We start from the raw sequence: 26,026 nt of genomic DNA, 5'->3' as shown, positions 1-26,026 counted from the left end.
AAATGCCCGCTTTTTTACTGCTTTGCCTGAGTAGGAGACGCGGGGACGGAGGACGGAACGACGCACCGCCGCGCGTTTCGGCCCGGAGAGAAGCCGAGATATGCTAAATGGTTTGCTTGCGTTTGGGGGAAGGATATATTATAATGAGGAAAATAAAAGCGGAGCGATAAATGCGAGCAGGACCCGAAATAAAAACGGGCGGGAAAACGGATTGTAGGAGAGAAAAAGGCTTGGAAAATTTTTTGAAAGAAAGCATGGACTATCTGGCTCGGGAGGACGAGCAGGTGGGCGCATGGCTGCGGCGGGAGTATCGGCGGCAGCAGGAAAATATTGAGCTTATTGCCTCGGAGAACATCACCTCTCCGGCGGTGATGGCCGCCGTGGGCAGCTGCCTGACCAACAAATATGCCGAGGGGTATCCCGGCCGGCGATACTACGGCGGATGTGAGTTTGTGGACGAAATAGAGACCCTTGCTATTGACCGGGCCAAGGCCCTTTTCGGCGCAGAGTATGCCAATGTGCAGCCGCACTCCGGGGCCCAGGCCAACCTGGCGGCCTACGCGGCCCTTATGCAGCCGGGAGACACCCTGGTGGGCATGGATCTGGCCGGGGGCGGACATCTGACCCATGGGGCGGCGGTGAACCAGTCGGGAAAGCTTTACCGGGCCGTCAGCTACGGAGTGGATGAGAAAACCGGGCGCATTGACTATGACCGGGTGGAGGACATTGTGCGGGCGGCGCGGCCCAGGGTGCTGGTGGCTGGAGCCTCGGCCTATCCCAGAGCGCTGGATTTTAAGGCCTTTGCGGACATTGCCCACCGCCATGGTGCGCTGCTGCTGGTGGATATGGCCCACATTGCCGGGCTGGTGGCGGGAGGACAGCATGAGAGCCCCATGCCCTACGCCGATGTGGTGACCACCACTACCCACAAGACGCTCCGGGGGCCCCGGGGCGGCGTGATCCTGGCCAAGGAGGAGTGGGGCAGGAGAATAGACAGCGCCGTATTTCCCGGCATGCAGGGCGGACCGCTGCTGCATGTGATCGCCGGGAAGGCGGTGTGCTTCCGGGAGGCTATGGAGCCTGCATTCCGGGACTATGCCCGGCGGACGGTGGAAAATGCCGCCGCCCTGGCAGAGGCTATGCTGGCAAAGGGATTTGACCTGGTATCCGGCGGCACGGACAACCACCTGATGCTGGTGGACCTGCGCAGCCACGGCATCACGGGCCGGGATCTGCAGGAGCGGCTGGACGGGCTGCACATCACCCTGAACAAAAACGCCATCCCCGGCGACCCGGAAAAGCCCGCCGTCACCAGCGGCGTGCGGATGGGGACGCCCTGCGTCACCACCCGGGGATTTGATGCCGCCGATATGGTGGTTATCGCCCAGTGCATTCACCGGGCCTGCCGGAATGAGGCGGCGGATCGGGCGTTTATTTTGGAGGCCGTGGCGGAGCTGACAGGCCGGCATCCCATGGAAATGTGATTTTTTTGGAGAGAAAGAATGGGATTTATAGATTCATACAAACGGCTCGAAAAGCTGTGCGGTGATGTGATGGGCTGCGACAGGCCGGTGACGGCGTATATCGATGAGATGAAGGCAACGCCGCACGGCGCTTATTATGTAGCGGGGTGGGGGAGCGACCTGGAGATGCTCAAGCGGTATCGCTGGATAAGGAACCAGATTGCGCATGAGCCGGGCTGCACGGAGGCGAACATGTGCGGGGCTGGGGACGCGGCGTGGATAGACCAGTTTTACGGGCGCATTATGGACCAAACGGACCCGCTGGCGCTGTATGAAAAGGAAATGAAACGGCAGCGGGCCGAACAGGCGCAAAGATCGCGCCCGGAATCGGTGCGGCCTGCGGAAAAGAAGCCGCCGCAGGAGCCTCGGAAGCGGGAAAGCATCGAAAAGGCGCCACGGCGGAAGTGGGGGACGGTAGTTTTGGCGTTTCTGCTTTTTGCGGTCATCTTTTTGGCGTCCTTTGCCGGGCTGATAGCGCTTTTTGCGCGTACATGAGAATTAAAAACAGGGAAGAAGCCCGTGGGGGTTTCTTCCCTGCTTTTTGTGCGTTGGGTGGGGGGCGACCCTCAGTCGCGGCAGAGCCGCTACAGCTGCCCTTACATAAGGGAGCCTTTGAGGACGGGGGTTGCGGATTGCCACGGCCAGTGTGCGCACTGACCTCGCAATGACAGCTTTTTGCATGGGGTGTGGTGCGTTTTGTTGTGGTGCGTAGGGGCGGGGCTTTGCCCCGCCTGCGGGCGACCGCGAGGGTCGCCCCTACGGGTGGGCTGCAAGGGGTGCGGTGAACGGGGCGTCGGGGACGCCGCCCCTTACGGACGCATTATTGCGGATGCGGTGAGGCGGGGCGATGTGGGCATCGGCCCCTACGGGAGAGTTTGTTTTACGGATTCGGGAACGGCGGCTGACCGGCCGATACAGTGGCGTAGCGCAGGGAGAGAATTTCCCAGTTCAGCAGGGGGAGGGCGGCGTTTACATAGGCCTCGCGGTCATCGCCGCAGGTGAGCTGGTAGGCGTGGCGGTGAAGGTCAAGGCACAGGATGGGTACAAGAGGCAGAGCCGTTTGCAGGCCGGGCGTAAAGAGCAGCCGCAGCCTTCCGCAGCGGTCGCAGAGCAGCCAGGTACAGCCCTCCTGCGTGTCCTGCAGGGAGGCCTGGCGCAGGGCTCGGAGAAAATCCTCCATGGAGCCGAAGCTGCAGCGGAGAGCTTCCGCCAAGGCGGCGTCGGGATTTCCGGTCCGGGCCGGAGCCAGGGAGGAAAAGTATAGGGCGTGGCTGTATACCCCGCTGCCATGGTGCAGGATGTCCGGTCGGGCCGGGGCAGGGAGACAGTCCGGGTGCAGCAGGAGTCGGGAGAGGGGACGGCGCTGGAGAGCCGGATAGGGCTGCAGGGCCCGGTTTAGGCCGTCGATATGCCCGGCAAAAATGCGGTCGTGATGGGTCATGATGGTGGCCCGGTTCAAATTCGGCTCCAGGGCAGCCGGGGCGTAGGGCAACCGGGGCAGAACATAGGGATAGGTCATAGGCAGCGTATCCTTTCCGATAAAAGTTTACATTTTATACTATATGACCGTCTTGACAAATCATGCCCACCGGGTCAAAATGAATAGGAGAACACCTGACAGAAAGATTTGATAAATTACGAAAGTGAGGTGCAGCGTCATGCGTAGAAAAGACAGGCAGAGGGACGCAGACTTTGCCTGGCAGGTGATGCGGGAGGCTCCCTACGCCACGCTCTCCCTGGCGGACGGGGCCGGGCGGCCCTACGCCGTGCCCGTGTCCCAGGCGGCGGACGAGGAGGTGGGGGCCATTTACTTCCACTGTGCCTTGGCCGGAGAAAAGTACGAGATCTTCAAGGACGGGTGTGAGGCGGCCATGAGCGCCGTGTCCCATGCGGAGATCATCCCGGACGAATACACCGTGGCCTACGCCTCGGCGGTGGCCCGGGGGCGGCTGGAGATCGTCACGGACGAGAAAGAGCGGATGCGGGCCATAAAAATTCTCTGTATGCAGTTTGACCCGGAGGCCGGGGAAAAGTATGTCTCGTGCATGAAAAACTCCGGAGCCCGGACCTGCGTGGTGCGCCTGTCTGTGAAGGAGATCACGGGCAAGGAGGGCAACGACTGAGAAAAAAGCACCCTCCCGAGAATCAGAAGGGTGCGGAGGAATATTTTTCAAATTTTATATGTCGGTGAAGTCATGAGCCTGCTCGGTGGCCAGGACCTGGGCCGGGTCTGCGTCCCACAGGCGCAGGAGCTTTTCTGCCAGAATTTTGGAAAAGCCCGCCAGCAGCGCCGACTCCATCACCAGGCACCGGGCCACGCCGTCGGTGCCGGCGTCCGGGGCGCACAGCTCTTGCCAGCTCTGCTGGATCTGGTGGTTAAAGAGCAGGGCGATACCCCGGAATTTGCCGCTGTAATCCTCGTAGATATGGCGCACGGTCTCCGGGCCGTCCTGCCCATCGGCCAAATCCCAGGGGATGATCTTCTGCACCTGGCTGATGCCGATGGACTGCTTCAGGGTGAGGATCATGATGAGATAGCAGATGTGGACCCGGTAGTATTTCCGCTTCACCGGGGCGGGCATCAGCTTCAGGCGAACATAGTTGTTGATGGCGGAGGCGGTGACGATGCGTTCCTTCTCCGCATTTACCGGGGGAATGAAGCTGAGATACCGCTCCAAAAGCAGAATTACCTGGTCCATATACAGACCAAAGTCCGGGATAGAGTCCCACTGGGGCAGGTGATAGTCGGTGATATATTGGTCCCACCGCTGCAGCTTGTGAGCGATGAGGGGTTTGTCGTAGGGCATAAAGCCACCTCCTGTTTGCACAGACTATTATAGCAGGTTTTCCGGAGGGTTACAATAGGAAAAAAGAACATTGACACGCCATATGTAATATGCTATATTATTATTGACGATTGGCAAGGGGCCTATGCCCTCTGCTGACCGACGGTAAAAATCGGCAAAGGAGGGGAATTTATGCCCCGGGCGTATGTATATGGCGATTCACTGCTGAAGGCCACGGTGCCGGATGAGCAGTTTCACTATCATTTCCACCTGCCGGAGGTGATGGAGCGGTACAGCGGACGGCAGACCGAGGTGGTGAGCCGGGCTAAAATGGGCGCAACGATCCGCAAGGGTCAGGCGCTGCTGGACCATGACCTGCAGCGGGGGCTCCAGGCGGATTTTGCCCTCATTGCCTACGGCGGAAACGACAGCGACTTCGACTGGGATGCCATTCAGGAGCGTCCGGAGGAGGAGCACATTCCCCGTACGGCCCTGCCGGAGTTTCGAAGCACCCTGTTTTCCATGCTGCAAAAGCTCCGGGACCAGAGCGTGCAGCCGGTGCTGATGACCCTGCCGCCCATTGACGCGCAGCGGTATTTGGACTTCCTGTGCCGGGCCGGGCGCAGCAAGGAGCGCATTATGGCCTGGCTGGGGGACATTCAGCATATTTACCGGCACCAGGAGCTGTATTCGGACACGGTGGCCCAGGTGGCTTATGAGACCGGCACACCCATTATCCGGGTGCGGGAGAGTTTTTTGCGTGAAAAGCATTTGCCGGGGCTGATTTCGCCGGACGGCATTCACCTGACGATGGAGGGCTACACCAAGATGTTTGACACCTTGGCCGGGTGGCTTCGCCAAGCAATTGCGTGATAAGGAGCATGAATATGGTACGAATTTTTACAGACACGGCAGCCAATCTGCCCATGAAAACTTTGGAGGAGCTGGACATCAAGGCTGTGCCGCTGACCTATGAGGTGGACGGCGCGGAGCCGGATTACAGCATCGACTTTAACGGCCCGGCCTTTTACGAGGCCATGCGCAAGGGTGCGGAGGTAAAAACCTCTATGGTGAACCCCCAGACGGCGGCCCAGGCCATTGAAAAGTGCCTGGAGAGTGGCGAGGATGTGCTGTATATGGGCATTTCCGGCGGCATTAGCGGCAGCTGCTGGGGCGTTGGCCTGCAGTGCAAGGAGCTGGCGGAGAAATACGGGGCCGAGCGCGTGCGCGTGCTGGACACCCGGGGCGCATCCTTGGGCGAGGGGCTGGTGGTCATTGAGACGGCGAAGCTGGCCAAGGAGGGGAAGTCCCTTCCGGAGCTGGAGACCTTTGCCCGGGGCCTTTGCGCACGGATGCAGCAGTTCTTCGTGGTGGACGACCTGAAGTATCTGCACAAGGGCGGTCGCATTTCCGGCGGCGCGCGGCTGGCCGGTACACTGCTGCAGGTAAAGCTCATCCTCCGGGGCGACGAGGAGGGCAAGATCGTGATGTATGAAAAGGTTCGGGGCAAGAAAAAGGCTCTGGAGGCCCTGGCGAACATCTATGCCCAGACTATGAATGACCCGGAGGCCCCTATTGGCATTGCCCATGCCGATGCCCCGGCGGATGCACTGCATTTGCAGAGCCTGCTGCGGGATAAGGGCGCCAAGGGCGAGATCATGCATGTGTGCTATGAGCCGGTCACCGGTGCCCATGTGGGGCCGGGGACGGTGGCCCTCTTCTTTTACAGCGAGGAATGGAGATAACGCAGACAGAATAATGCGGACGAAAAAAGGACGGACCGGAAGGTCCGTCCTTTTAGACTGTCGAAAAACCCTTCGGGTTTTTCCGACAACAGGCTTGCAGTCTGCTGCGCGCATAATTTTTGCGCCGTGCGCAAAAATTCCACACTGGCAGCCTGAGAAGTATTTTCTCTCACGCACAGGTCGCGAGAGAAAATGATTTTATTTCTTTGCCGCCTGCGGGCGGCAAACTCTGCGAGGCTTTTTTGATACGCTGAAAGGACGGACCGGAAGGTTCGTCCTTTTTTGCGGTGCAGGGGTATAAAAACAGAGGCTGTCGGGAAAACCCAAAGGAATCACCCATGGGATCACTCAAGCGCGTCGTGGCTTTCGAATACATCCCGGATGGTGCCGGCCCGGTCAAACTCCGGCTGGGGCTCGGCTTTGCCCATCTGCATCTCCTGCCACTTGGCCTTGTCAATGAGCAGCTGCCGGGGCTTGGAGCCCTCGAAGGGGCCTACGATACCCCGCTCCTCCATCTGATCCACCAGCCGGGCAGCCCGGGAATAGCCCAGCTTCAGCCGCCGCTGGAGCATGGAGACGCTGGCCTGGCCTGTTTCCAGCACCACCTCCACGGCGGCGGGCAGCAGCTCGTCGCCATCGTCGGCATCGGCAGGCTCCGGGGCGGGGCCGCCCTTCTTGTCCTTCTCCTGGACCACCTGCTCGATTTGGCGGATGACATCCTCGGAGTAGGCCGTCTCCCCCTTTTCCTTCACAAAGTCCACCACCCGCTCGATCTCCTCGGGGGCGATGAAGCAGCCCTGGACGCGCCGGGGCTTGCCCTCGCCCAAGGGGGCGTAAAGCATATCGCCTTTACCCACCAGCTTCTCTGCGCCGGGGTTATCCAGTATGATCCGAGACTCCATGGAGGAGGCCACGGCAAAGGCAATGCGGCTGGGAATGTTGGCCTTCATAAGGCCCGTGATAACATCGGCGGAGGGACGCTGGGTGGCAATGACCAGGTGCATCCCGGCGGCGCGGCCCATCTGGGCCACCCGGCAGATGGAATCCTCCACCTCCTTGGCCGCCACCAGCATCAGGTCGGCCAGCTCGTCGATGACCACCACCACCGAGGGCAGCTTTTTCAGGGACTCGCCGGCTTCGTCCGGCTGGGACTGAGCGGCCAGGGCGTTGTAAGAGGTCAGATCCTTCACGCCGTTTTCCGAGAAGAGCTTATAGCGCTTCATCATTTCAAACACCGCCCATTGCAGGGCTCCGGCGGCCTTTTTAGGGTCTGTAACCACGGGGATGAGCAGGTGCGGGATGCCGTTATAAGGGGCCAGCTCCACCATTTTTGGGTCCACCATGATGAAGCGGACCTCCTCCGGGGTGGACTTATAGAGCAGACTCACAATGAGGGAGTTGGTACACACGGACTTACCGGAGCCGGTGGTGCCGGCGATAAGTACATGGGGGAGCTTCGCGATGTCACCGATAATGCGGTTGCCGCCGATGTCCTTGCCCACGGCGAAGGCCACGGCGGACTTGTGGCCGGTGAACTCCCGGGACTCGATGACCTCCCGGATGCGCACCGGGGTCACGGCCCGGTTGGGCACCTCAATGCCCACCGCGGAAATCTTGCCCGGCACCGGGGCCACCCGGACGCTGCTCACACCCAGGGCCAGGGCAATGTCATCGGCCAGGTTGGTGATTTTGGAGAGCTTTACCCCTTGGGGCTGGGCAAACTCATAGCGGGTGACGCTGGGACCCCGGACCACCTCGCCGGGCTGAGCATCCACGCCAAAGCTGCGCAGAGTGTCCGCCAGGCGCTTGGAATTGCTGCGCATCTCCGCCCCAGCGGCGGTAAAATTGCCGGGGCCGCCCTGCTCCAGCAGGGTGATGGGGGGGTACTGGTACTGCTCCTCGGGCTCGGATAGCTCCTGCTCGATTTGACGGCTCACCTCCTGGGCCGCCTTTTCCAGGTCCACGGGCTCAGCCTTCGGCGTTGGTGCGGCAGGCTGGGGAGGCGTGACAGGCTCGGGGGCTGTGGGCTGAGGGGGCTGCTCCGGCTCCGGGGCGGGCTCCGGCTGGGGTGGGCTCAGCACCTCGTCTGGGGTGGGAGTCTGACGACCGGCAAAGAAGGACTTCTTGCCGGGCTGGAGGGGCCTGTCCTCTGCCGGGGCGGCGGGGTCGTCCAGGGGAATGTCGATCTGCGCCTTACGGCGGCGGGAGGGGGCTTTTTGCACAGACTGAGGGGGCTGCTCCGGCTCCGAGGAGTCGCTCCCCGCCTCCTCCGCCCGTTGGGCGGCCCGCTGGCGGGCTTTTTCCGCTACCTGAGACGGGGTGGTGTGCAGCATCACGAATACGCATGCCACCAGTCCCACTGCGGCTAGGATGGCAAACACGGCCTCACTGATGTACGCCTTGCCCAGCTCTGCCAGGCCGCCGCAGATCACGCCGCCGCCGTGAAGGGTCTGCCCCTCTGCCCACAGGGCGGAAAGGGTGAGGGATTTTACCGGCGCGGCAAAAATGAGGTGCAGCAGACTGCCGCACAGAGCCGGCGTCAGCAGGGCGCAGAGGGCTGGAGCTGTGGCCTTACGCTCCCGGTGCAGCAGCAGAAACAGGCCGCTTACCAGAAGCATCGCCGCCCACAGCCAGTAGCCATAGCCAAACAGGCCCGTGAGGGCGCTGCGCAGCAGGCCCAGCAGCACCGCCTGGGCGTTAAAATAGCTCACGGCCACGCATAGCGCCAGCAGCAGGCACAGCACACCGCCCGCCGTGCGCACGGCCGGATTGGGGGCCTGGGGCGTCGGGGCGGACGGGGAGGCAGAGCGCCTGCCGCTTTGTTGTGTGGTTTTCTTTTTGGTGGTTTGAGCCATGGTATCTCCCATTCTGCCGCCGCGGCGGCACACAGATGTAAAGGATTCGGATTCTTATTTAATAAGGGTCAGGATCAGAGTCAGCAGGCCCACCGCCCAGCAATAGTAGGCGAAAAAGCCGAACTTGCCCTTGGCGGCGATCATTTTCAGCAGGCGAATGCACAGGTAGCCAACCACGGCGGCGGTGACGACGCCCACCAGGTACACCGGCACCTGGCTAAGGTCAATGCCTGCATCGATGGCGTCCTTCAGGGACAGGATATTGGCGCCCAGGATGGCGGGAATGCTCATCAGGAAGGAAAAGCGAACGGCGAACCGCCGCTCATAGCCCACAAAGCAACCGGTGGTAATGGTCATGCCGGAGCGGGAAATACCGGGCATGGTGGCGATGGCCTGGCCCACACCCACGATCAGGGCGGAGAGGACACTGGCGCTGGACTCGGTCTTGCGGCCCTTCGGCACCCGGTCACTGGCAAAGAGCAAGAAGCCCGTAACGATGAGGGCTGCCCCAATAAAGAGCATGTTGCTGCTGAGACCCTGAACCTTATCCTTCACAGGCAGCACCGCGAACAGGGGCAGGGTGGCCACAATGATCAGCAAAATCAGCCGGCGAGCCGGGGGCACCGGGGTGGGGGTGGTGTGATGGGCAAGGTCCCGCACGCCGCAGACCAGCTCCCGGAGCATATCCTTGATCTCTCCCCAGTAGGCCACGAATACGGCCACCAGGGTGCCCAGGTGCAGCAGCACATCGAAAAACTCCGGCACCACACCGGCATCCTGCATACCCAGCAGGTTCTGGGCAATGGCCAAATGTCCGCTGCTGGAAATGGGCAAAAACTCGGCAAGACCCTGGATCAGGCCCAGCAAAAAGGAAGAAAAAAATGACATAAGCAGGCATCTCCTATCAAAAATGTGATAATAATTCGTATAATCGCGTCGAAATATTACGAATCGTATTCGATTTTTCTCCGTCGGGTATTCATTATATCACATTTCACCGTAGATTACCACACTTTCTCTCGCAGAACAAAAATGTCACGCCGAGGCCGGGGGCATGGTTGTTCACAAAAAGGTCTTGATTTGAATAGGGGAGAGTGCTATAATTTTGTATATTTAATAACATACCTTACTATGCCTATTTGAGGTATGTGGTCGGGAAAGAGGAATATTTCGTGGCTTTTCGCAAGCAAAACGGACTGAAGCCTCTGGAAAAACGGGCCTGGCTTTCTTCGCCTACCATGCACGGCCCGGAGCTGCAATATATGACGGAGGCCTTCGAGAGTAACTGGATGAGCACCGTGGGCGAGAATATAGGCGTGGTAGAGAGTCTGATCACCCAGAGGATCGGCTGCGGCTATGCGGTGGCCCTTTGCTCCGGTACGGCAGCGCTGCACCTGGCGGTGAAGCTGGCGGGAGTGAAGAGCGGCAACAGGGTGTTTGTCAGCGACATGACCTTTTCTGCCACTGCCAACGCCATCATGTACGAGGGTGGAGAGCCGGTATTCATCGATGCCGATAGGGACACCTGGAATATGGACCCGGCGGCCCTGGAAAGAGCCTTTGAACTGTACCCTGCGGTGAAGACTGTGGTCATCGCCAACCTCTACGGCACCCCCGGCAAGATGACGGAGCTGTGTGAGATTGCCCACCGCCACGGCGCAGTGGTCATTGAGGACGCGGCGGAGTCTCTGGGCGCCACCTATGAGGGCCGCCAGACCGGCACCTTCGGCGACATAGCCGCCATCAGCTTCAACGGCAATAAGATCATCACCGGCTCCTGCGGCGGCGCCCTGCTGACCAATAGTAAGGAGGCCGCCCACCGGGCGCGCAAGTGGTCCACCCAGGCAAGGGAGGACGCCGCCTGGTACCAGCACGAGGAGCTGGGCTACAACTACCGCATGAGTAATGTGGTAGCAGGGGTGGTCCGGGGCCAGCTGCCGTATCTGGAGGAGCATATGGCCCAAAAGCGGGCTATTTATGAGCGCTACCGAGAGGGCCTGCGCGGCTTGCCCGTGACCATGAATCCCTACGAAGCGGCCAAGGCGGAGCCGAATTTCTGGCTCTCCTGCCTGCTTATTGACGAGAAAGCCATGTGTCCCCAGGAGCGGGGAGACCTGGAGGCCCGCTATGAAGGTCAAAGCGGCAAAAGCTGCCCCACGGAGATCATCGAGGCCCTGGCGCGGTATAACGCCGAGGCCCGGCCTATCTGGAAGCCCATGCACCTGCAGCCGTTTTTTAGGGACAAGGCATTTGTCTCTGCTGGGCCCGGCGAAGATGTGGGAGCGGATATTTTCCGCAGGGGCCTGTGTCTGCCCAGCGACAATAAGCTCACGGCGGACAGGCAGGAGCGGATTATGGAGATTGTCCGGGCCTGCTTTGCCTGATTTGTTTTTTCACACATAATAATATTATATATGTTTTTATATTGAAAAAGAGGTCGTTTTTATGCGTAAAATACCATTCAGCCCTCCTGACATTACGGAGGAGGAAATTCAAGAGGTTTGCCAGGCCCTGCGCTCCGGCTGGATCACCACCGGACCCAAGACCAAGGAATTTGAGCGGCAGGTGGCCGCTTTCTGCGGAACAGACCGGGCCGTGTGCCTCAACTCCGCCACCGCCTGCCTGGAGATGACCCTGCGCATCCTGGGCATCGGCCCCGGAGACGAGGTCATCACCTCAGCCTATACCTACACCGCTTCCGCCAGCCCCGTGTGCCATGTGGGAGCCAAGCTGGTGCTGGTGGACACCCTTCCCGGCTCTTACGAGATGGACCCGGAGAAGCTGGCTGCGGCGATCACGGAGCGTACCAAGGCGGTGATCCCCGTGGACATTGCCGGCATCCTGGCAGACTACGACACCATTTATTCTATCGTGGAGAGCAAGAAGGGGCTGTTCACTCCGGCCAATGACCTGCAGAAGAAGATCGGCCGGGTAGCGGTGGTGGCTGACGGGGCCCACAGCTTCGGCGCCCAGCGCCACGGCAAGCGCTCCGGCTGCTTTGCGGACTTTACCACCTTCTCCTTCCACGCAGTGAAGAATCTCACCACCGCCGAGGGCGGAGCCGCCACCTGGAATCCGGCGCTGGCCCTGGATGACGAGGCTATTTATAAGCAGTATATGCTCCTGAGCCTCCACGGCCAGAGCAAGGACGCCCTGGCCAAGACCAAGCCCGGCGCGTGGGAATATGACATCGTGGCGCCGCTTTATAAATGCAACATGACGGACATTATGGCGGGCATCGGCCTTGCCCAGCTCAGGCGCTACCCGGGACTGCTGGAAAAGCGCTATAAGCTGGTGCGGCTTTATAATGAGCTGCTTGCTGGCTGCGGCGTGGAGCATGCACCCCATTTCCGGGAGGACGAGGTTTCCAGCTGCCATTTGTATCTGACCCGGCTTACGGGCAAGACCATGGCCCAGCGCAACGCCATCATTGAGAAAATGGCGGAGCAGGGCGTGGCTACCAATGTACACTATAAGCCCCTGCCGCTGCTGACGGCCTATAAGGACCTGGGCTTTGACATTGCGGACTATCCCTGCGCCCTGGCTCAGTTTGAAAACGAGATTACCCTGCCCCTGTACTCCACCCTCACGGAGGAGGATGTACGGTACATCTGCCAGACGCTGAAGATGTGCCTGCAGGACGGATAAAAAGGAAAAGGACAGCAAATTTATGGATAACCAAGCAGGCGCCCGACAGCCATACCGGATCGTTACCCCTCCCTCAGCGGCCACCATGGCCTGCAAGCGGGCCTTTGACATCCTATGCTCTTTTTTGGGACTGGCGGTGCTGAGTCCGGTGCTGCTGGTGGTGTCGGTGTTGGTGGCGGTCACCTCTCCCGGCGGGGTATTTTTCCGTCAGGAGCGCATCGGAAAGGACGGAAGGCCCTTCCGTATTTTCAAGTTTCGCTCCATGCGTAAGGATAACGCGGGGCTGAAGATCACCACCGGCAATGACAGCCGCATTACCCCTGTGGGCCGATTTTTGCGCAAGAGTAAGATAGACGAGCTGCCCCAGCTCATCAATGTGCTGGTGGGGGACATGAGCTTCGTGGGTCCCCGGCCGGAGGTGGCGGACTATGTGAACCTGTATACCCCCTACCAGCGGCAGGTGCTGCTGGTGCGCCCGGGCATCACGGGGCTGGCGTCTATCCGTTTCCGCAATGAAAATGATCTGCTCACCGCCAGCGACGATCCCAACCGCACCTATGTCGAGCAGATCATGCCCCGGAAGATCGACCTGGATCTGGAGTATATCCCCCACGCTTCGGTTTTCTATGATATCAAGCTGATTTTCCAAACCTTTGCGGTGGTAATAAAGGAGTAAAGAGGAGCTTTATGAGAATTTGGCTTATCAACCATTATGCGGTGCCGCCCCAGTATTATCCTTTGGCCCGGCAGAATTATTTTGCGAAGAATCTTATGCGCCTGGGCCATGAAGTGACCATCTTTGCCGCCAGCACGGTGCATAACTCCGATAAAAACCTCATTGAGGACGACACCCCTTACCGGGAGGATGTGGTGGACGGGGTCCACTATGTGCTCATCCGCTGCAAGGGCTATCACGGCAACGGCGCTTCCCGCATTCTCAATATGCTGGAGTTTGCCCGAAAACTACCGGGTGTGTGTGACAAATACCCCCGGCCCGATGCTATTGTGGCCACCTCCATGCCCCCCATGTCCTGCGCGGCGGGCATCAAGCTGGCCCGGAAATACGGCTGTCGGGGCATCGCGGAGATCGCCGACCTTTGGCCGGAGAGCATCATTGCCTATGGCATCGCCGGGCCCCATAACCCGGCGGTCCTGTGGCTGCGGCGGCTGGAAAAGTGGATCTATACCAAGGCTGACGCCGTGGTGTTTACCGTAGAGGGCGCCTACGACTACATCAAAGAGCAGCATTGGGAAAAGGAAGTTCCCCGGAGTAAAGTATTTTATATAAATAATGGTGTAGACCTGGAGCTGTTTGATTATAACAAGGAGCATTTCCGGGTAGAGGACAAGGACCTGGACGACCCCGAAATTTTCAAGGTGGTCTATACAGGGTCTATCCGCAGGGTAAACGGATTGGGTCTGCTGCTGGATGCGGCCAAGGCTGTCCGGGATCCCCGGGTGCGCTTTCTTATCTGGGGCGACGGGGATGAGCGGCCCATGCTGGAGCAGCGCGTAAAAGATGAAAACATCGGTAATGTGGTGTTCAAGGGCCGGGTGGAGAAGAAGTTCGTGCCCTCCATCGTCAGCCGGGCAGATGTGAATATTGCACACTGCATCAGTACACCGGTGGACCGATACGGCATCAGCTTCAATAAGATGTTTGAATATTTTGCCGCCGGAAGGATCGTCCTGTCGGACTTTCCAACGCAGTATAATCCGGCCGTGCAGTGCGGCGCCGGCATCACGGTGAATGATGTGTCCCCCGCCAATATTGCTGCGGCCGTGGACAAACTGGCGTCTTTGCCGGAGGAGGAGCGCCGTCGGTTCGAGGAAAACAGCCGGGCTGCCGCCCACAAATATGATTTCAAAAATCTGACATCGGAGCTGTTGGAAGTGATTCAATCGATTCCGGAAAAAGAATAAGATTGCACTAAAAATCAAACGCATAAGGAAATGAGGTCGATTTTGATGAAGCTGAGCACATTGCTGCCCGAACTGCTGCCGCAGTATGATTTCAAGCTGGAAAATGAACAGGAATTCTCCACGCTGGGACTGGTGGTGGCGGAAGTTAAGGAACCCTTCTGCACCTTTGTGGATACAGAGCACGCACTGAAGGACCTGCACGACGGTATCACCATGGTCATCACAACGCCGGAGATCGCTCCGAAGCTGGTGAAGCAGGGACGGGGGGTGTGCATTACGGAGCAGCCCCGGGTCGTGTTTTTCCGGCTGCACAACGCCTTGGGTCAACATGGAGGGTATGCCAGAGCCCGTCATGCTACCAGGATCGGGAAAAACTGCTCCATCAGCCCCCTGGCTGTGGTAGCCAAGGAAAATGTCATCATCGGTGACAATGTGGTTATCGAAGAATTCGCTGTAATCCGGGACAATGTGACCATCGGAGACAACTGCGTGATCCATGCCGGCGTAAAAATCGGATTTAACGACTTTGAATATAAAAAAGAGAACGGAAAGCTCTTTACCGTGGCCCATTACGGCGGTGTGATCCTGGGCGAGGAGGTGGAGCTGCATCCCAATACCTGCGTTAATAAAGCTCTCTATCCTTGGGATAATACGGTTATCGGTGATCGCTGCAAGATAGATATGCTGGTGCAGGTCTCTCACGGCGTTAAGGTCGGCAGAGATACTATGATCGTGGGCCTTTCCGGAATCGGTGGCCGCACGGAGATCGGCGAGAATAGCTGGATCGGGTATGGCTGTATCATCCGCAACGGCGTGCATGTCGGCAATAATGCCAGAGCGAATATGGGCGCCGTTGTTTCTCGGGATGTGGCGGACGGACAAGCCGTTACCGGCAACTTCGCCATTGACCATGACATTTTTATGGAGAATTTGAAACGCGCGGCAAAGCCGACGAAAGAAAGGAATGAGTGATCCTATGCAATTTATTGACCTGAAAGCCCAGTATGCGGCCCTGAAGGACGAGATCAATGCAAATATCCAGGCGGTGCTGGACTCTGCCCAGTTCATCGGCGGGCCCCAGGTAAAGGAGCTGGAGCAGGAGCTGGCGGACTTTGTAGGCCGCAAGCACTGCATCACCTGCGCCAACGGCACCGATGCCCTGCAGATTGCCTACATGGTGGCGGGCGTAGGGGAGGGGGATGCCGTGTTCTGCCCGGACATGACCTTCATCTCCTCCACGGAGCCGGCTAAGATGTTCGGTGCTACCTCCGTGTTTTGTGACATTACCAAGGATACCTATACCCTCTGCCCCGAGAGCCTGGAAAAGCAGATAAAGGCCGTCCTGGCTGAAGGCAAGCTCACGCCCAAGGCCGTGGTGGCCGTGGATATTCTGGGTAACCCCTGCGACTACGACACCATCGCCCCCATCTGCGAGAAGTACGGCCTCATTCTCATCGAGGACGCCGCCCAGGCCTTCGGCGCGTCTAATAAGGGCCGCAAGTGCTGCTCCTTCGGTTACATCGCCACCACCTCGTTCTTCCCGGCCAAGCCCCTGGGCTGTTACGGCGACGGCGGTGCCATTTTCACTGATGACGATACCGCGGCGGACATCATCCGCTCCCTGTGCGTCCATGGCAAGGGCCCCGGCGGCAAGTACGACAATATCCGTGTGGGCATGAACTCCCGGCTGGACACCGTCCAGGCGGCTATTCTGCTGCCCAAGCTGAAGGCACTGAAAGACTATGAAATTGACCGCCGCCAGGAGGTAGCCGGGCGGTATAACGCCGCGTTCAGCAAGGATTTCACCACTCCCTTTGTGGCAGAGGGCTGCGTGTCTGCCTGGGCCCAGTATGCCATCCTGGCCAAGGATACCCAGACCCGGGACAAGGTTATCGCCCATCTGAAGGAAAAGAATATTCCCAATATGGTTTACTATCCCACCCCCCAGCACGCCCTGCCCGTGTTTAAGGCCGAGCCTCACTACGGCGAGACCTATGCAAATGCCGACGACTACTGCGCCCGGACCCTGTCGCTGCCCATGCACCCGTATATGGATGCGGCGGAGCAGCAGCAGGTCATTGACGCGGTTTTGGAGGCGCTGTGATGGAGGAGAAATATTTTGTACATCCCTCCAGCTTCGTGGATGACGATGTAGAGATCGGTGAGGGCACCAAGATCTGGTATTTCTGCCACATTCAAAAGGGCGCCCGCATCGGAAAGCATTGTTCCCTGGGGCAGAATGTGAATGTCAGCAACCATGTGAAGGTAGGCGACGGCTGCAAGCTGCAAAACAATGTCTCTCTGTATGAGGGTGTGGAGCTGGAGGACTATGTGTTCTGCGGCCCCTCCTGCGTATTTACCAACGACCTGACCCCTCGGGCCAAGTACCCCAAGGGCAGCGCCGGGTATAAAAAAACCTATTTGCGTGAAGGGGCATCCATCGGCGCCAACGCCACCATCGTCTGCGGCCATACCGTCGGACGCTGGGCCCTTATAGGCGCAGGCGCGGTGGTGACGGATGATGTACCCGACTATGCCCTGATGCTGGGCGTGCCGGCCCGGATCATTGGCTGGGCCTGCGAGTGCGGCGCACTGCTGCACTTTGATGGCGGCAAGGCTACCTGTGCCGACTGCGGCAGAAGCTATGAGATGAAAGTAGAAAATAAAGTAGAGGAGTGCAAATAAAATGAAATTCGATACCATTTACGACGGTCTTATCAAGGGTACGGAAAAGCTGGCCCTGGTGGGCCTGGGCTATGTGGGTATGCCCATTGCCGTGGAGTTTGCCAAGCACATCTCCGTCATCGGCTTTGATATCAATGAAAAGCGTGTGCAGGAGTACGCCAATGGAATCGACGCCACCAACGAGGTGGGTGAGGCCATCAAGAACACCACCGTGGACTTCACCTCCGACCCCACCCGGCTGAAGGAGGCTAAGTTCATCGTGGTGGCCGTGCCTACGCCGGTAAACCCCGACACCACCCCGGACCTGCGCCCGGTGGAGGGGGCCTCCCGCACCGTGGGCCAGAATCTGACCCCCGGCACCATCGTGGTCTTTGAGTCCACGGTGTACCCCGGCGTCACCGAGGACATCTGCATTCCCATTATTGAGAAGGAGTCCGGCCTGAAGTGCGGTGTGGACTGGAAGATCGGCTACAGCCCCGAGCGCATCAACCCCGGTGACCGGGTCCACACCCTCACTAACATCCGCAAGATCGTCTCCGGCATGGACGAGGAGTCCGCCCGGGAGATCAAGAAAGTATATGACATCGTCATCGCCGCCGGCACCTTCCCCGTGTCCACCATCAAGACCGCCGAGGCCGTGAAGGTGGTGGAGAACAGCCAGCGGGATATCAACATCGCCTTTATGAACGAGGTGGCTATGATCTGCGACCGTATGGGCATTGACACCGACGAGGTTCTGGCGGGCATGAACACCAAGTGGAACGCCCTGGGCTTCAAGCCCGGTCTCGTAGGCGGCCACTGCATCGGTGTGGACCCCTACTACCTGACCAATGCCGCCGAGGCTCTGGGCTATCACAGCCAGATCATTCTAAACGGCCGCAAGGTCAACGACAGTATGGGTGGGTTCGTAGCCGACGCCGCCATCAAGCAGATGATCGAGGCGGGTATGGCCCCCAAGAAGGCCACTGTGGTCATCCTGGGCATCACCTTCAAGGAGAACTGCCCCGACACCCGCAACAGCAAGGTGGTGGACATCATCAACCGCCTGAAGGAGTACGACATCCACCCTGTGGTCACCGATCCCTGGGCCGACGCTGCCGTGGCCCAGCATGAGTACGGCGTGACTCTGACGGATTTTGATAAGATTCCCAAGGCCGACTGCGTCATTGTGGCTGTGGGCCACAACGAGTTCCGCTCTCTGTCCATGATGCAGCTGAAGGAGCTGTTCAAGAAGGACCTGCCCGACAGCGAAAAAGTGCTCATCGATGTAAAGAGCCTGTATCGCATGGACGAGCTGAAGGCCTCGGGCATTCGGTTCTGGAGACTGTAATACCCTGCGGCACCTGCGGCAAACACGGCAAGGATAGCTGCAAGCATAAGGAGTTTATCGCATGATAAAAGTATGTCATATGACCAGTGCCCACGAGGAGGAGGATATCCGGATCTTCCGCAAGGAATGTGTTTCTCTGGCTGAGGCCGGATATGATGTATATCTGGTAGAGCGGGGAGACAGCTATGACAAAAACGGTGTACACATTGTGGGAGTGGGCGAGATCCCCACGAGCCGTCTCAAGCGTATGACAGAGGGGGCGAAAATGGTCTATCAGGCTGCCCGCGCCCTGGACGCGGATATTTACCATTTCCACGACCCGGAGCTTCTCCCTTATGGGCTGAAGCTGAAAAAGGCGGGCAAGAAAGTCATTTTCGACAGCCACGAAATGTACACAGAGCAGATTCGGGAGAAGCCATATCTTCCCCACTGGTTCGCAAGGCTGCTTTCTCATGCCTATGGAAAGTACGAAAGCCATGTTCTCAGCCGCATTGACGGATTGGTCTACACCTGTCTGAAGGACGGCGTCCACCCATTTGCCGGAAAGTGCCGGCATATCACAACCATCGACAATACGCCTATGCTTTGGGAGCTGTATGATCGCTACGACCCTGCGGCGAAGAAAGAGGCAGGCAGCGTGGTATATGTGGGCGGCCTATCCTATGCCCGGGGAATCACGCATTTGATCACCGCCGCTGCAAAAGCTGACTGTACGCTTTATCTGGCCGGTATGTTCGATTCAGAGGAATATCGCCATACCGTTGAGGCCCTGCCCGGGTATTCCTGTGTGCAGTATTTAGGGCTGCTTGGCAGAGAGCAGGTTGTCGCCTTGCTGCAGCGCTGCTGTGTCGGCGCAGCTACGCTCTTAAATATAGGCCAGTACAATCAGGATGATAATTTGGCCACCAAGGTCTACGAGTACATGTCGCTGGGCATTCCTGTGCTTTTGTCGCGCTCTGCTTATAATGAGCGGGTGATGAACCAGTATCACTTCGGCCTGTGTGTAGAGCCGGATAATGTTGACGAGCTGGCCCAGGCCATCCGCTATTTGCTGGACCATCCCGACGAAGCCCGTCAGATGGGCGAAAACGGACGCCGTGCCGTAGAACAGCAATTCAATTGGGGGGTGGAGGAGAAAAAGCTCCTTGCCCTATATAATGATATTTTGAACGATAAATAAAAGGAAGTGCTGCAATTATGAAATACGCTCTCATCGGCTGCGGCCGCATTGCCGTGAACCACATGAAGGCCGCCATCAACAACAAGCTGGAGATCGTCGCCGTGTGCGATGTTCTGCCGGAGAAAATGGAGGCGCTGCTGGCCAAATACGACCTGCAAAACGACACCTCCATCAAGCGCTACACCGACTATAAGCAGATGCTGGCGGAAAACGACATAACCCTGGCGTCCATCGCCACCGAGAGCGGCATCCACGCCGAGATCGCCCTCTACTGCATCGACCACGGTGTCAATGTCATCATCGAAAAGCCCATGGCTATGAACATGGACGACGCCGAGGAGATCGTCCGCCGCAGCGAGGAGAAGGGCGTGAAGGTGGCCGCCTGCCACCAGAACCGCTTCAATGTGGCCATTCAGCAGATGCGTAAGGCCCTGGAGGCTGGCCGTTTCGGCAAGATTTCCCACGGCTCCATCCATGTCCGCTGGAACCGGGACCACAGCTACTATGACCAGGCCTCCTGGCGCGGCACCTGGGCCCAGGACGGCGGCTGCCTGATGAATCAGTGCATCCACGGCATCGACCTGCTGCGCTGGATGATGGGTGACGAGGTGGAAGAAGTCTACGGCGTTACCAAGCAGCAGTTCCACGATTATCTGGAGTGCGAGGACATCGGCATGGCCGTGGTGAAGTTCAAGAACGGCGCCGTGGGCACCATCGAGGGCACCACCAATGTCTACCCCAAGAACCTGGAGGAGACTCTCTACCTCTTCGGCGAGACCGGCACCGTGAAGATCGGCGGCACCTCCACCAATAACATTGATGTGTGGAACTTTGCCGATGAGACCGAGGACGACCAAAAGAATAAGGGCCTCCAGGAGGCCACCAGCAATGTCTACGGCAACGGCCATACCAGCCTCTTTGCCGACATGATGGACGCCATCGAGCACGACCGCAAGCCCTATGTGGACGCCGTGGCCGGACGCAATGCCCTGGAGATGATCCTGGCCATCTATCAGTCCGCCGCCACCGGCAAGCCCGTAAAGCTGCCCCTTTCTCATGTGGCCAGCACGGACTTTACCGGTCGGTTTGATAAGTAAAGAATAGAAATAATATCCAAGGAGTTAAGGAGAGAATACATGGCGGAAACTATGAACATGAAGGAGCTCTTTGCACTGCTGGTTCGCCGTTGCCGTGCAGTTTTGCTCACCGCACTGATTTTTGCGGTGCTGCTGGGTGGCATGCAGGCCTTCCGCACATCCCGGAGCAATTCGGATGAAAGCGATGTGTCTGCTGAGGAACAAATTGCATCGCAGTATGCCGATCTTGCAGCCCTGAAGCAGCAGCTGACTACCACTAAAGCAAAGGTGGCATCCTTACAGGAATATGTTGTTCAGGCACCGCTGATGGAGATCGATCCGTACCGTGTGTATACCACAACGATGCTTATTGGATTGACCCCTGCGGAGAATGCACCGGTGGCTTCCGCTTCCCAAGAATACTCCGACGGAGCAGTCTGTGCGGCGTGGCTTGCGGGAACCGATATACAGAAGTTAGCGGCGGATACTTCCTTTGCCGAAATAGGGAATCTGTATTTACAGGATTTGTTTTCCGCCAAGCCATTGTCTGGTGGAGTATTGAGCCTTCGTACATACGGGACATCCCGGGAGCGGGCTGAGGAGTTGGCAGATATGCTCTATCAGGGCCTGCACCGGCAGTTCTCCGGCGAAAATAGCTCAACACCTACGGTAAATGCGGTTTTGTCCTCTGCTACGCTGTGTGAAACGAATACGGAAATCGCAGATAAACAGGACAAGATTTTCAAGGAACTGACCACCGCAAAGGAAAGCCTGACAACACTGACCTCCAAGGTGCAATCTCAGGAGTTGGCACTTCCTCATGATGACGAGACTCCCTCTCCTGTAAAGAGCGGGGTGAAATATGCAGTTCTCGGGTTTGCTGTAGGTATTATATTGGCCTGTCTGTGGATTCTTGTAAAGGCTGTGTTTTCCGGTCGTATTGAAACAGCCGGACAGCTGGAGGCGATGGGCGGTGCTCCCTATTGGGGCACATTGGCAGTGGCAAAACGAAAATCAGACCGATGGGCTGACGCTATTTTGGGAGAAACTCTTTGGGCAGACCGGAATGCAGCTGCTGCGCACCTGGCAGATCGGGTCGCTGCCTGCGATTCCGCTTCCGCGGGGATCGCGATTATATCCTCGCTGTCTGATCAGCCGGAGGAATTGGACGATTTCGTTGCTGCACTGAAGGACCGGGACTACAGCGTTTCCGTCATTATGAATGTAGCTTCTGACCCAGCGGCATTTGCCTGCCTAAAGAAGAACGGCCTTATCCTGTTAGCTGAACGCCGCGGTATGACCCGTATGGAGCGGCTGAAGGCAGTACATACGCTGATGCATTCTTTTTCCCGAAAAGCAAATGGTACGTTCTTTTTCTGAATGGTAAAAGAGGTAGATGGAGATAAACAAATATGAAGATCGCAAAGTTGTGTATCAATACATGGGCTTACGCCAGCCGAGACAAGCGCGAGTTAGCTGCCTGTCAGGAATTGGGCGCAGAGGTTGAGGTTTTTGCCAAGGGAGAACATACAGGCACAGAAGAAGTCGTAGACGGGTTTCCTGTCACTCGCATTTCCACGCGACCCTTGGGCGAAAAGGTTCCCAACGGTCTCAACCGTGTGGTCTCCTTGTTTACTTGGGCCTCTTATATGCGCAAGCAGAATGATATTGATGTGATTTCCGCCTATGATCTGATTGCCCTTTTCATCGCTTGGCTGTCCAATATCGGTAAGCGGAACAAGGCCAAACTGGTCTATGATTCTCATGAGTTTGAACTGGGCCGCGCCAGACAGCGCAGCGCAGTGACCACCTGGTTTATCTGCCATCTGGAGCGTTTTTTAATGAAGAGATGCGCATTCTCCATTATGGTCAATGACGATATTGCCGATGAGGTGCAGCGGATCCATCACCTGAAAAAACGCCCTATTGTGGCACGGAATATTCCCCAGTATTGGCAGCTGGATACTGCACATACAGCGCAGGTGCGTCAGGAATTTCTTTCGCAGCTGGGCCTTTCGGATTCTGCCTTTCTTGTTATGTACCATGGCGGCGTCATGGAAGATCGCGGCATCGAGCAAATGTTAGAGGCTGTAGCTCAGTTGCCGCAGGATGTCGCGGCGATTATTCTTGGAAACGCCCAAACCTCCTACCCGGATCAGTTGCACACCCTGTGCAAAAAGCTGAACATTGAAGACCGTGTCCTGTTTCATCAGGCTGTTCCCTATGAGGAACTGCGTCATTATGTCAGCGCTTCCGATGTTGGCCTGGTAACCGTGCTGGCGACCTATCAGAGCTATTACATGATGCTTCCCAACAAATTCTTTGAGAACATTCAAAGCATGAACCCCGTTATAGTCAGCGATTTTCCCACGATTGGCAAAATTGTAGATCAGTATGGGATTGGCCTGAAGGTGGACCCCACAGATCCGAAGGCTATTGCTGATGCAATCCTGCGTATGCGGGATGACCGGGCATTTTATGCCGAGTGTAAGGAGCATTTGAAAGTTGCCAAGGAAGAGCTCTGCTGGGAGCGGGAAAAACAGACACTTATGAATGCTTACAGGGAGATATTATGATGCAGCAGGCCACATTTGAGCGGAAAATTGCGTTAAGATCTCCGGTAATATTGTTTGCCTGCGCATTATTATTTAAGCTGGCACTGGATTTCAGCTTTAATAAATTCCTGGTAGGTGCAGGGTATGCATATCGTTTTTCTTTCCATTTTGATCCTCTGCGCTATGCCTTGGGATTAGGGTGGTGTACGGTTCTATTCTGGAGCATTGACCATTCGGCAAAAAAACCGTCTACATTTCTGCTGGCAATGCTTTATTTGCTGGAGATCATTCCCATTACAACGATTTACAGCTTGGAAGGCGGCAGTCATATATATTATCATAGCGTGTGCATCGCCTTTTTCCTGTGCGAGATGATGGTGCGCAGTTCACCGGCTACTATTCGCTTCCGACGCAATCGTATTTTTTCGGGCATAATGGTGAGTTGCTTTGCGGCGGCAGTAGTACTTCTGCTACTAATCCTAATTCGGGAGAATGGACTGCCATCCTTGACTGCGCTGAACATTTATAAGGTCTATGAAATGCGCGCTTCGGGGGCATTTCATCTTAGCAAATACGCAAATTATTTGCTGACTTGGGCAACAAATGTTTTTTTACCGATCCTTATCACCTTAGCTCTTTTGAAAAATCGCTGGTTCAGCGCACTACTTATGTGCGGTGTTTTGCTTCTTATTTATCTTTACACCGGACAAAAAACATTTCTCTTTGTTATTCCCCTACTTATTGTATTTGTTCCATGGAGTAAGCGAGAAAATTTCTATTATGAGTTTTTTGCTTGCTTCTGCATAGGCTTTTCCATGCTGATCCTTTTACGATGGATCTCACCGGTTTTACAATCCGTACTTTCTGCGGCCTATGACCTGCTGTGTCGTCGCAGTATGCTTCTTCCTGCACAGAATAAATTTGTATACTACGATTACTTCAGCACCCGTCCTAAGCTGGGGCTCTATGGAGCCTTCCCCCAGTGGTTGGTAAGTATTCCTGACCCACTGCAGGGAGTTGACTACGGATATGATATTTCTGCTATTTATTATAACCGTCCAAATATGAATTCCAATACCGGCTTTTTGGCTGAGGGATATATGCGCTTTGGCTATATTGGCATTTTCCTGCTGCTTCAACTTTTGGCCGTGCTTTTGCGTATGGTAGATGGTTTTCGACTGCGGGCTGGGTATGCAATGACGGTCGGAGTTTTTCTATATCCCATATTTGTATTGGCAGACGGACACCTTTTCGACAGCCTTATCCTTGGCCCGTGGATGATTCTGGTAATTTTCATGCTTTTTTATCAGGGAGCTATAAAGCGAAAGGAGTACATCCTTGAAACTTCGTGAAACATTGCGGAAGCTGGTTGACCGCGTCCGTTCCAGCGGCTTTCTAAAAAGCGTTCTTACGCTCTCATCCGGCGCTGTGGTGGGGCAGGCTATCAACTTTTTCGGGATGCCGATAGTGGGCCGGGTCTATACACCGGCAGCCATGGGCGATTATACGGTCATTACAACCAATGCCGGTGTAATCAGCTCGCTTGCCTGCCTGGGCATGATGACGGTATTCTTGCTGCCGGAGCGAGATGAGGAAGCCAGGGGGCTAAGCCGCCTTGTGCTGTTTGCTACGCTCCTGATTACAACAGTAGCGGCGCTGGGTCTTTGGCTCGTGGCTCCGTTTTGGCGCATTTTCTCCACGGAAGAAACGCCTTATACCCTTGCCTTGGGTGTATTGTGGCTTTATATTGTCTGCAACACTGTCAGCAATATATGCTATGCCTATGCCAACCGACAAAGCCTTTACCGCGTTCTTTTTTGGAATCCAGTACTGTATGCCGGCTCAAATGTGGTACTCAGCATCCTTTTTGGCGTATTGAATTGGGGATTTTTGGGTTACACACTAGCCTCCATATTAGCGTTTGTGGTCAATATCGCGCACTTGATGCTCCACGGAAATGCTTTTAAGCGGGTTTCGGAATCGGATTGCCGTCCTCTACCCCTGCTGCGCAAATATCGGCGCTTTCCCATATACCAAATGCCTGCAAATTTGATATCCTCGTTAGGAACGCAGATTCCTGTGCAGATGATGGAGCGTTTTTACTCCTCTACCGCACTGGGAATGTATTCTATGGCGTTAAAGGTTTTGTCTCTACCCACCACGCTGCTGGCCACGCCGGTAAATCGCGTGTATTTTCAGGAGGCCAGCCAGCGCTATAACCGCGGGGAGGATATAGGAGAATTTTCCTTTAACATCCTCAAGGCGAATATCAAGATCGCCATGATTCCCATTGCTGTTTTGATTGTTTTCGGCGAGTGGATTTTCGCTTTGTTTTTGGGCGAACAGTGGACAGAGGCGGGAACCTATGCGGCAATTTTAGGCGTTTCACAGCTTTTTGCTTTTTGCGCAAGCTGTTTGTCAGGATGCTTTGTCATTGTAAATAGGAATCAGTTGAATTTGGCGGATGCGCTGTTTACACTGCTGTATAATGCCGGCTTGGCCGGATTTATGTTTTGGCATTTGCCTGATGTATATGTGTGGGTTTGGATCATCTCCATTTTGAATATCATACGCGTGATGCTGCTGCAGGGAATTTTCTTGAAGATCACGGGCGTTTCGACACGAAGATATTTGCTGTTTAATCTTGGATATGTCATCATCCCACTGGCACTTGTGTGGGGTATTCGTGTGCTGTTCCACGCCTATATAGTGTGATAGCG

23 protein-coding genes are annotated in these 26,026 nt (G+C 56.7%); 19 read left to right on the top strand and 4 right to left on the bottom strand.

Features of this window, described 5'->3' with window-relative positions:
- The first annotated feature begins 254 nt into the window (after positions 1-254).
- Entirely contained in the window at positions 255-1,484 is a 1,230-nt protein-coding gene (locus KI236_RS06150; protein WP_212820682.1) for a serine hydroxymethyltransferase, read from the top strand.
- An 18-nt stretch (positions 1,485-1,502) separates the two neighbouring features.
- Entirely contained in the window at positions 1,503-2,018 is a 516-nt protein-coding gene (locus tag KI236_RS06145; protein WP_212820242.1) for a DUF6548 family protein, read from the top strand.
- Between the two features lie 385 nt (positions 2,019-2,403).
- On the opposite strand, the gene KI236_RS06140 is transcribed toward KI236_RS06145, so the two are convergent.
- Positions 2,404-3,042: a superoxide dismutase gene (locus tag KI236_RS06140; protein WP_212820240.1), complete on the bottom strand. Its 639-nt coding sequence runs from the start codon at positions 3,040-3,042 to the stop codon at positions 2,404-2,406.
- A 139-nt stretch (positions 3,043-3,181) separates the two neighbouring features.
- Between KI236_RS06140 and KI236_RS06135 the strand changes: the two genes are divergently transcribed.
- A complete protein-coding gene (locus KI236_RS06135) occupies positions 3,182-3,646 on the top strand; it encodes a pyridoxamine 5'-phosphate oxidase family protein (RefSeq protein WP_212820238.1) in 465 nt (154 codons plus the stop codon).
- Between the two features lie 54 nt (positions 3,647-3,700).
- On the opposite strand, the gene KI236_RS06130 is transcribed toward KI236_RS06135, so the two are convergent.
- Positions 3,701-4,330 carry a DUF1836 domain-containing protein gene (locus tag KI236_RS06130; protein ID WP_212820236.1) on the bottom strand — a complete coding sequence of 210 codons (630 nt, stop codon included), beginning with the start codon at positions 4,328-4,330 and terminating at the stop codon, positions 3,701-3,703.
- A gap of 171 nt (positions 4,331-4,501) precedes the next feature.
- Between KI236_RS06130 and KI236_RS06125 the strand changes: the two genes are divergently transcribed.
- Both KI236_RS06125 and KI236_RS06120 read left to right on the top strand, forming a co-directional pair.
- A complete protein-coding gene (locus KI236_RS06125; RefSeq protein ID WP_212820234.1) occupies positions 4,502-5,182 on the top strand; it encodes an SGNH/GDSL hydrolase family protein in 681 nt (226 codons plus the stop codon).
- 14 nt (positions 5,183-5,196) lie between these two features.
- Positions 5,197-6,054 carry a DegV family protein gene (locus KI236_RS06120; protein ID WP_212820232.1) on the top strand — a complete coding sequence of 286 codons (858 nt, stop codon included), beginning with the start codon at positions 5,197-5,199 and terminating at the stop codon, positions 6,052-6,054.
- Positions 6,055-6,398: 344 nt separating this feature from the next.
- Here KI236_RS06120 and KI236_RS06115 read toward each other — a convergent pair whose 3' ends face one another.
- Positions 6,399-8,909 (bottom strand): DNA translocase FtsK, encoded by a 2,511-nt coding sequence (locus tag KI236_RS06115; protein WP_212820229.1) that lies wholly within the window; start codon positions 8,907-8,909, stop codon positions 6,399-6,401.
- 54 nt (positions 8,910-8,963) lie between these two features.
- Entirely contained in the window at positions 8,964-9,797 is an 834-nt protein-coding gene (locus tag KI236_RS06110; RefSeq protein ID WP_212820228.1) for an undecaprenyl-diphosphate phosphatase, read from the bottom strand.
- Positions 9,798-10,105: 308 nt separating this feature from the next.
- Here KI236_RS06110 and KI236_RS06105 point away from each other — a divergent pair, with 308 nt between their 5' ends.
- From KI236_RS06105 to KI236_RS06040, 14 genes are all read left to right on the top strand, one after another.
- Positions 10,106-11,293 (top strand): DegT/DnrJ/EryC1/StrS family aminotransferase, encoded by a 1,188-nt coding sequence (locus KI236_RS06105; protein ID WP_408059057.1) that lies wholly within the window; start codon positions 10,106-10,108, stop codon positions 11,291-11,293.
- A 61-nt stretch (positions 11,294-11,354) separates the two neighbouring features.
- Entirely contained in the window at positions 11,355-12,557 is a 1,203-nt protein-coding gene (locus KI236_RS06100; RefSeq protein ID WP_212820226.1) for a DegT/DnrJ/EryC1/StrS family aminotransferase, read from the top strand.
- An 85-nt stretch (positions 12,558-12,642) separates the two neighbouring features.
- Positions 12,643-13,233, top strand: a complete 591-nt coding sequence (locus KI236_RS06095) for a sugar transferase (protein WP_212820678.1) — start codon at positions 12,643-12,645, stop codon at positions 13,231-13,233.
- Between the two features lie 11 nt (positions 13,234-13,244).
- Positions 13,245-14,480, top strand: coding sequence for a glycosyltransferase family 4 protein (locus KI236_RS06090; RefSeq protein ID WP_212820224.1), 1,236 nt, complete (start codon positions 13,245-13,247; stop codon positions 14,478-14,480).
- Positions 14,481-14,525: 45 nt separating this feature from the next.
- Complete coding sequence (locus tag KI236_RS06085) at positions 14,526-15,452, top strand: UDP-3-O-(3-hydroxymyristoyl)glucosamine N-acyltransferase (RefSeq protein WP_212820222.1); 927 nt, start codon at positions 14,526-14,528, stop codon at positions 15,450-15,452.
- A 4-nt stretch (positions 15,453-15,456) separates the two neighbouring features.
- A complete protein-coding gene (locus tag KI236_RS06080) occupies positions 15,457-16,584 on the top strand; it encodes a DegT/DnrJ/EryC1/StrS family aminotransferase (RefSeq protein WP_212820220.1) in 1,128 nt (375 codons plus the stop codon).
- A complete protein-coding gene (locus KI236_RS06075) occupies positions 16,584-17,165 on the top strand; it encodes an acyltransferase (RefSeq protein WP_212820218.1) in 582 nt (193 codons plus the stop codon). Before KI236_RS06080 ends, KI236_RS06075 begins: the two co-directional genes overlap by 1 nt.
- A 1-nt stretch (position 17,166) precedes the next feature.
- Positions 17,167-18,495 (top strand): nucleotide sugar dehydrogenase, encoded by a 1,329-nt coding sequence (locus KI236_RS06070; protein ID WP_212820216.1) that lies wholly within the window; start codon positions 17,167-17,169, stop codon positions 18,493-18,495.
- A gap of 61 nt (positions 18,496-18,556) precedes the next feature.
- The gene (locus KI236_RS06065) at positions 18,557-19,675 is read left to right on the top strand and encodes a glycosyltransferase (RefSeq protein WP_212820214.1); all 1,119 of its coding nucleotides are present in this window, start codon (positions 18,557-18,559) and stop codon (positions 19,673-19,675) included.
- Positions 19,676-19,692: 17 nt separating this feature from the next.
- Complete coding sequence (locus KI236_RS06060; RefSeq protein WP_212820212.1) at positions 19,693-20,772, top strand: Gfo/Idh/MocA family protein; 1,080 nt, start codon at positions 19,693-19,695, stop codon at positions 20,770-20,772.
- Positions 20,773-20,811: 39 nt separating this feature from the next.
- Positions 20,812-22,131, top strand: a complete 1,320-nt coding sequence (locus tag KI236_RS06055; RefSeq protein WP_212820210.1) for a hypothetical protein — start codon at positions 20,812-20,814, stop codon at positions 22,129-22,131.
- Between the two features lie 32 nt (positions 22,132-22,163).
- A complete protein-coding gene (locus KI236_RS06050; protein WP_212820208.1) occupies positions 22,164-23,327 on the top strand; it encodes a glycosyltransferase in 1,164 nt (387 codons plus the stop codon).
- A complete protein-coding gene (locus tag KI236_RS06045; protein WP_212820206.1) occupies positions 23,324-24,658 on the top strand; it encodes a hypothetical protein in 1,335 nt (444 codons plus the stop codon). Before KI236_RS06050 ends, KI236_RS06045 begins: the two co-directional genes overlap by 4 nt.
- Positions 24,645-26,021 carry a lipopolysaccharide biosynthesis protein gene (locus tag KI236_RS06040; protein ID WP_212820204.1) on the top strand — a complete coding sequence of 459 codons (1,377 nt, stop codon included), beginning with the start codon at positions 24,645-24,647 and terminating at the stop codon, positions 26,019-26,021. The genes KI236_RS06045 and KI236_RS06040 overlap by 14 nt, the downstream gene beginning before the upstream one ends.
- The last annotated feature ends 5 nt before the right edge of the window (positions 26,022-26,026 follow it).

Origin of the sequence: Vescimonas fastidiosa (genome assembly GCF_018326305.1) — a bacterium.
Taxonomy (GTDB): domain Bacteria; phylum Bacillota; class Clostridia; order Oscillospirales; family Oscillospiraceae; genus Vescimonas; species Vescimonas fastidiosa.
The sequence above is the reverse complement of the archived record's forward strand: the minus strand, read 5'-3'. Positions and strand labels throughout refer to the sequence as shown.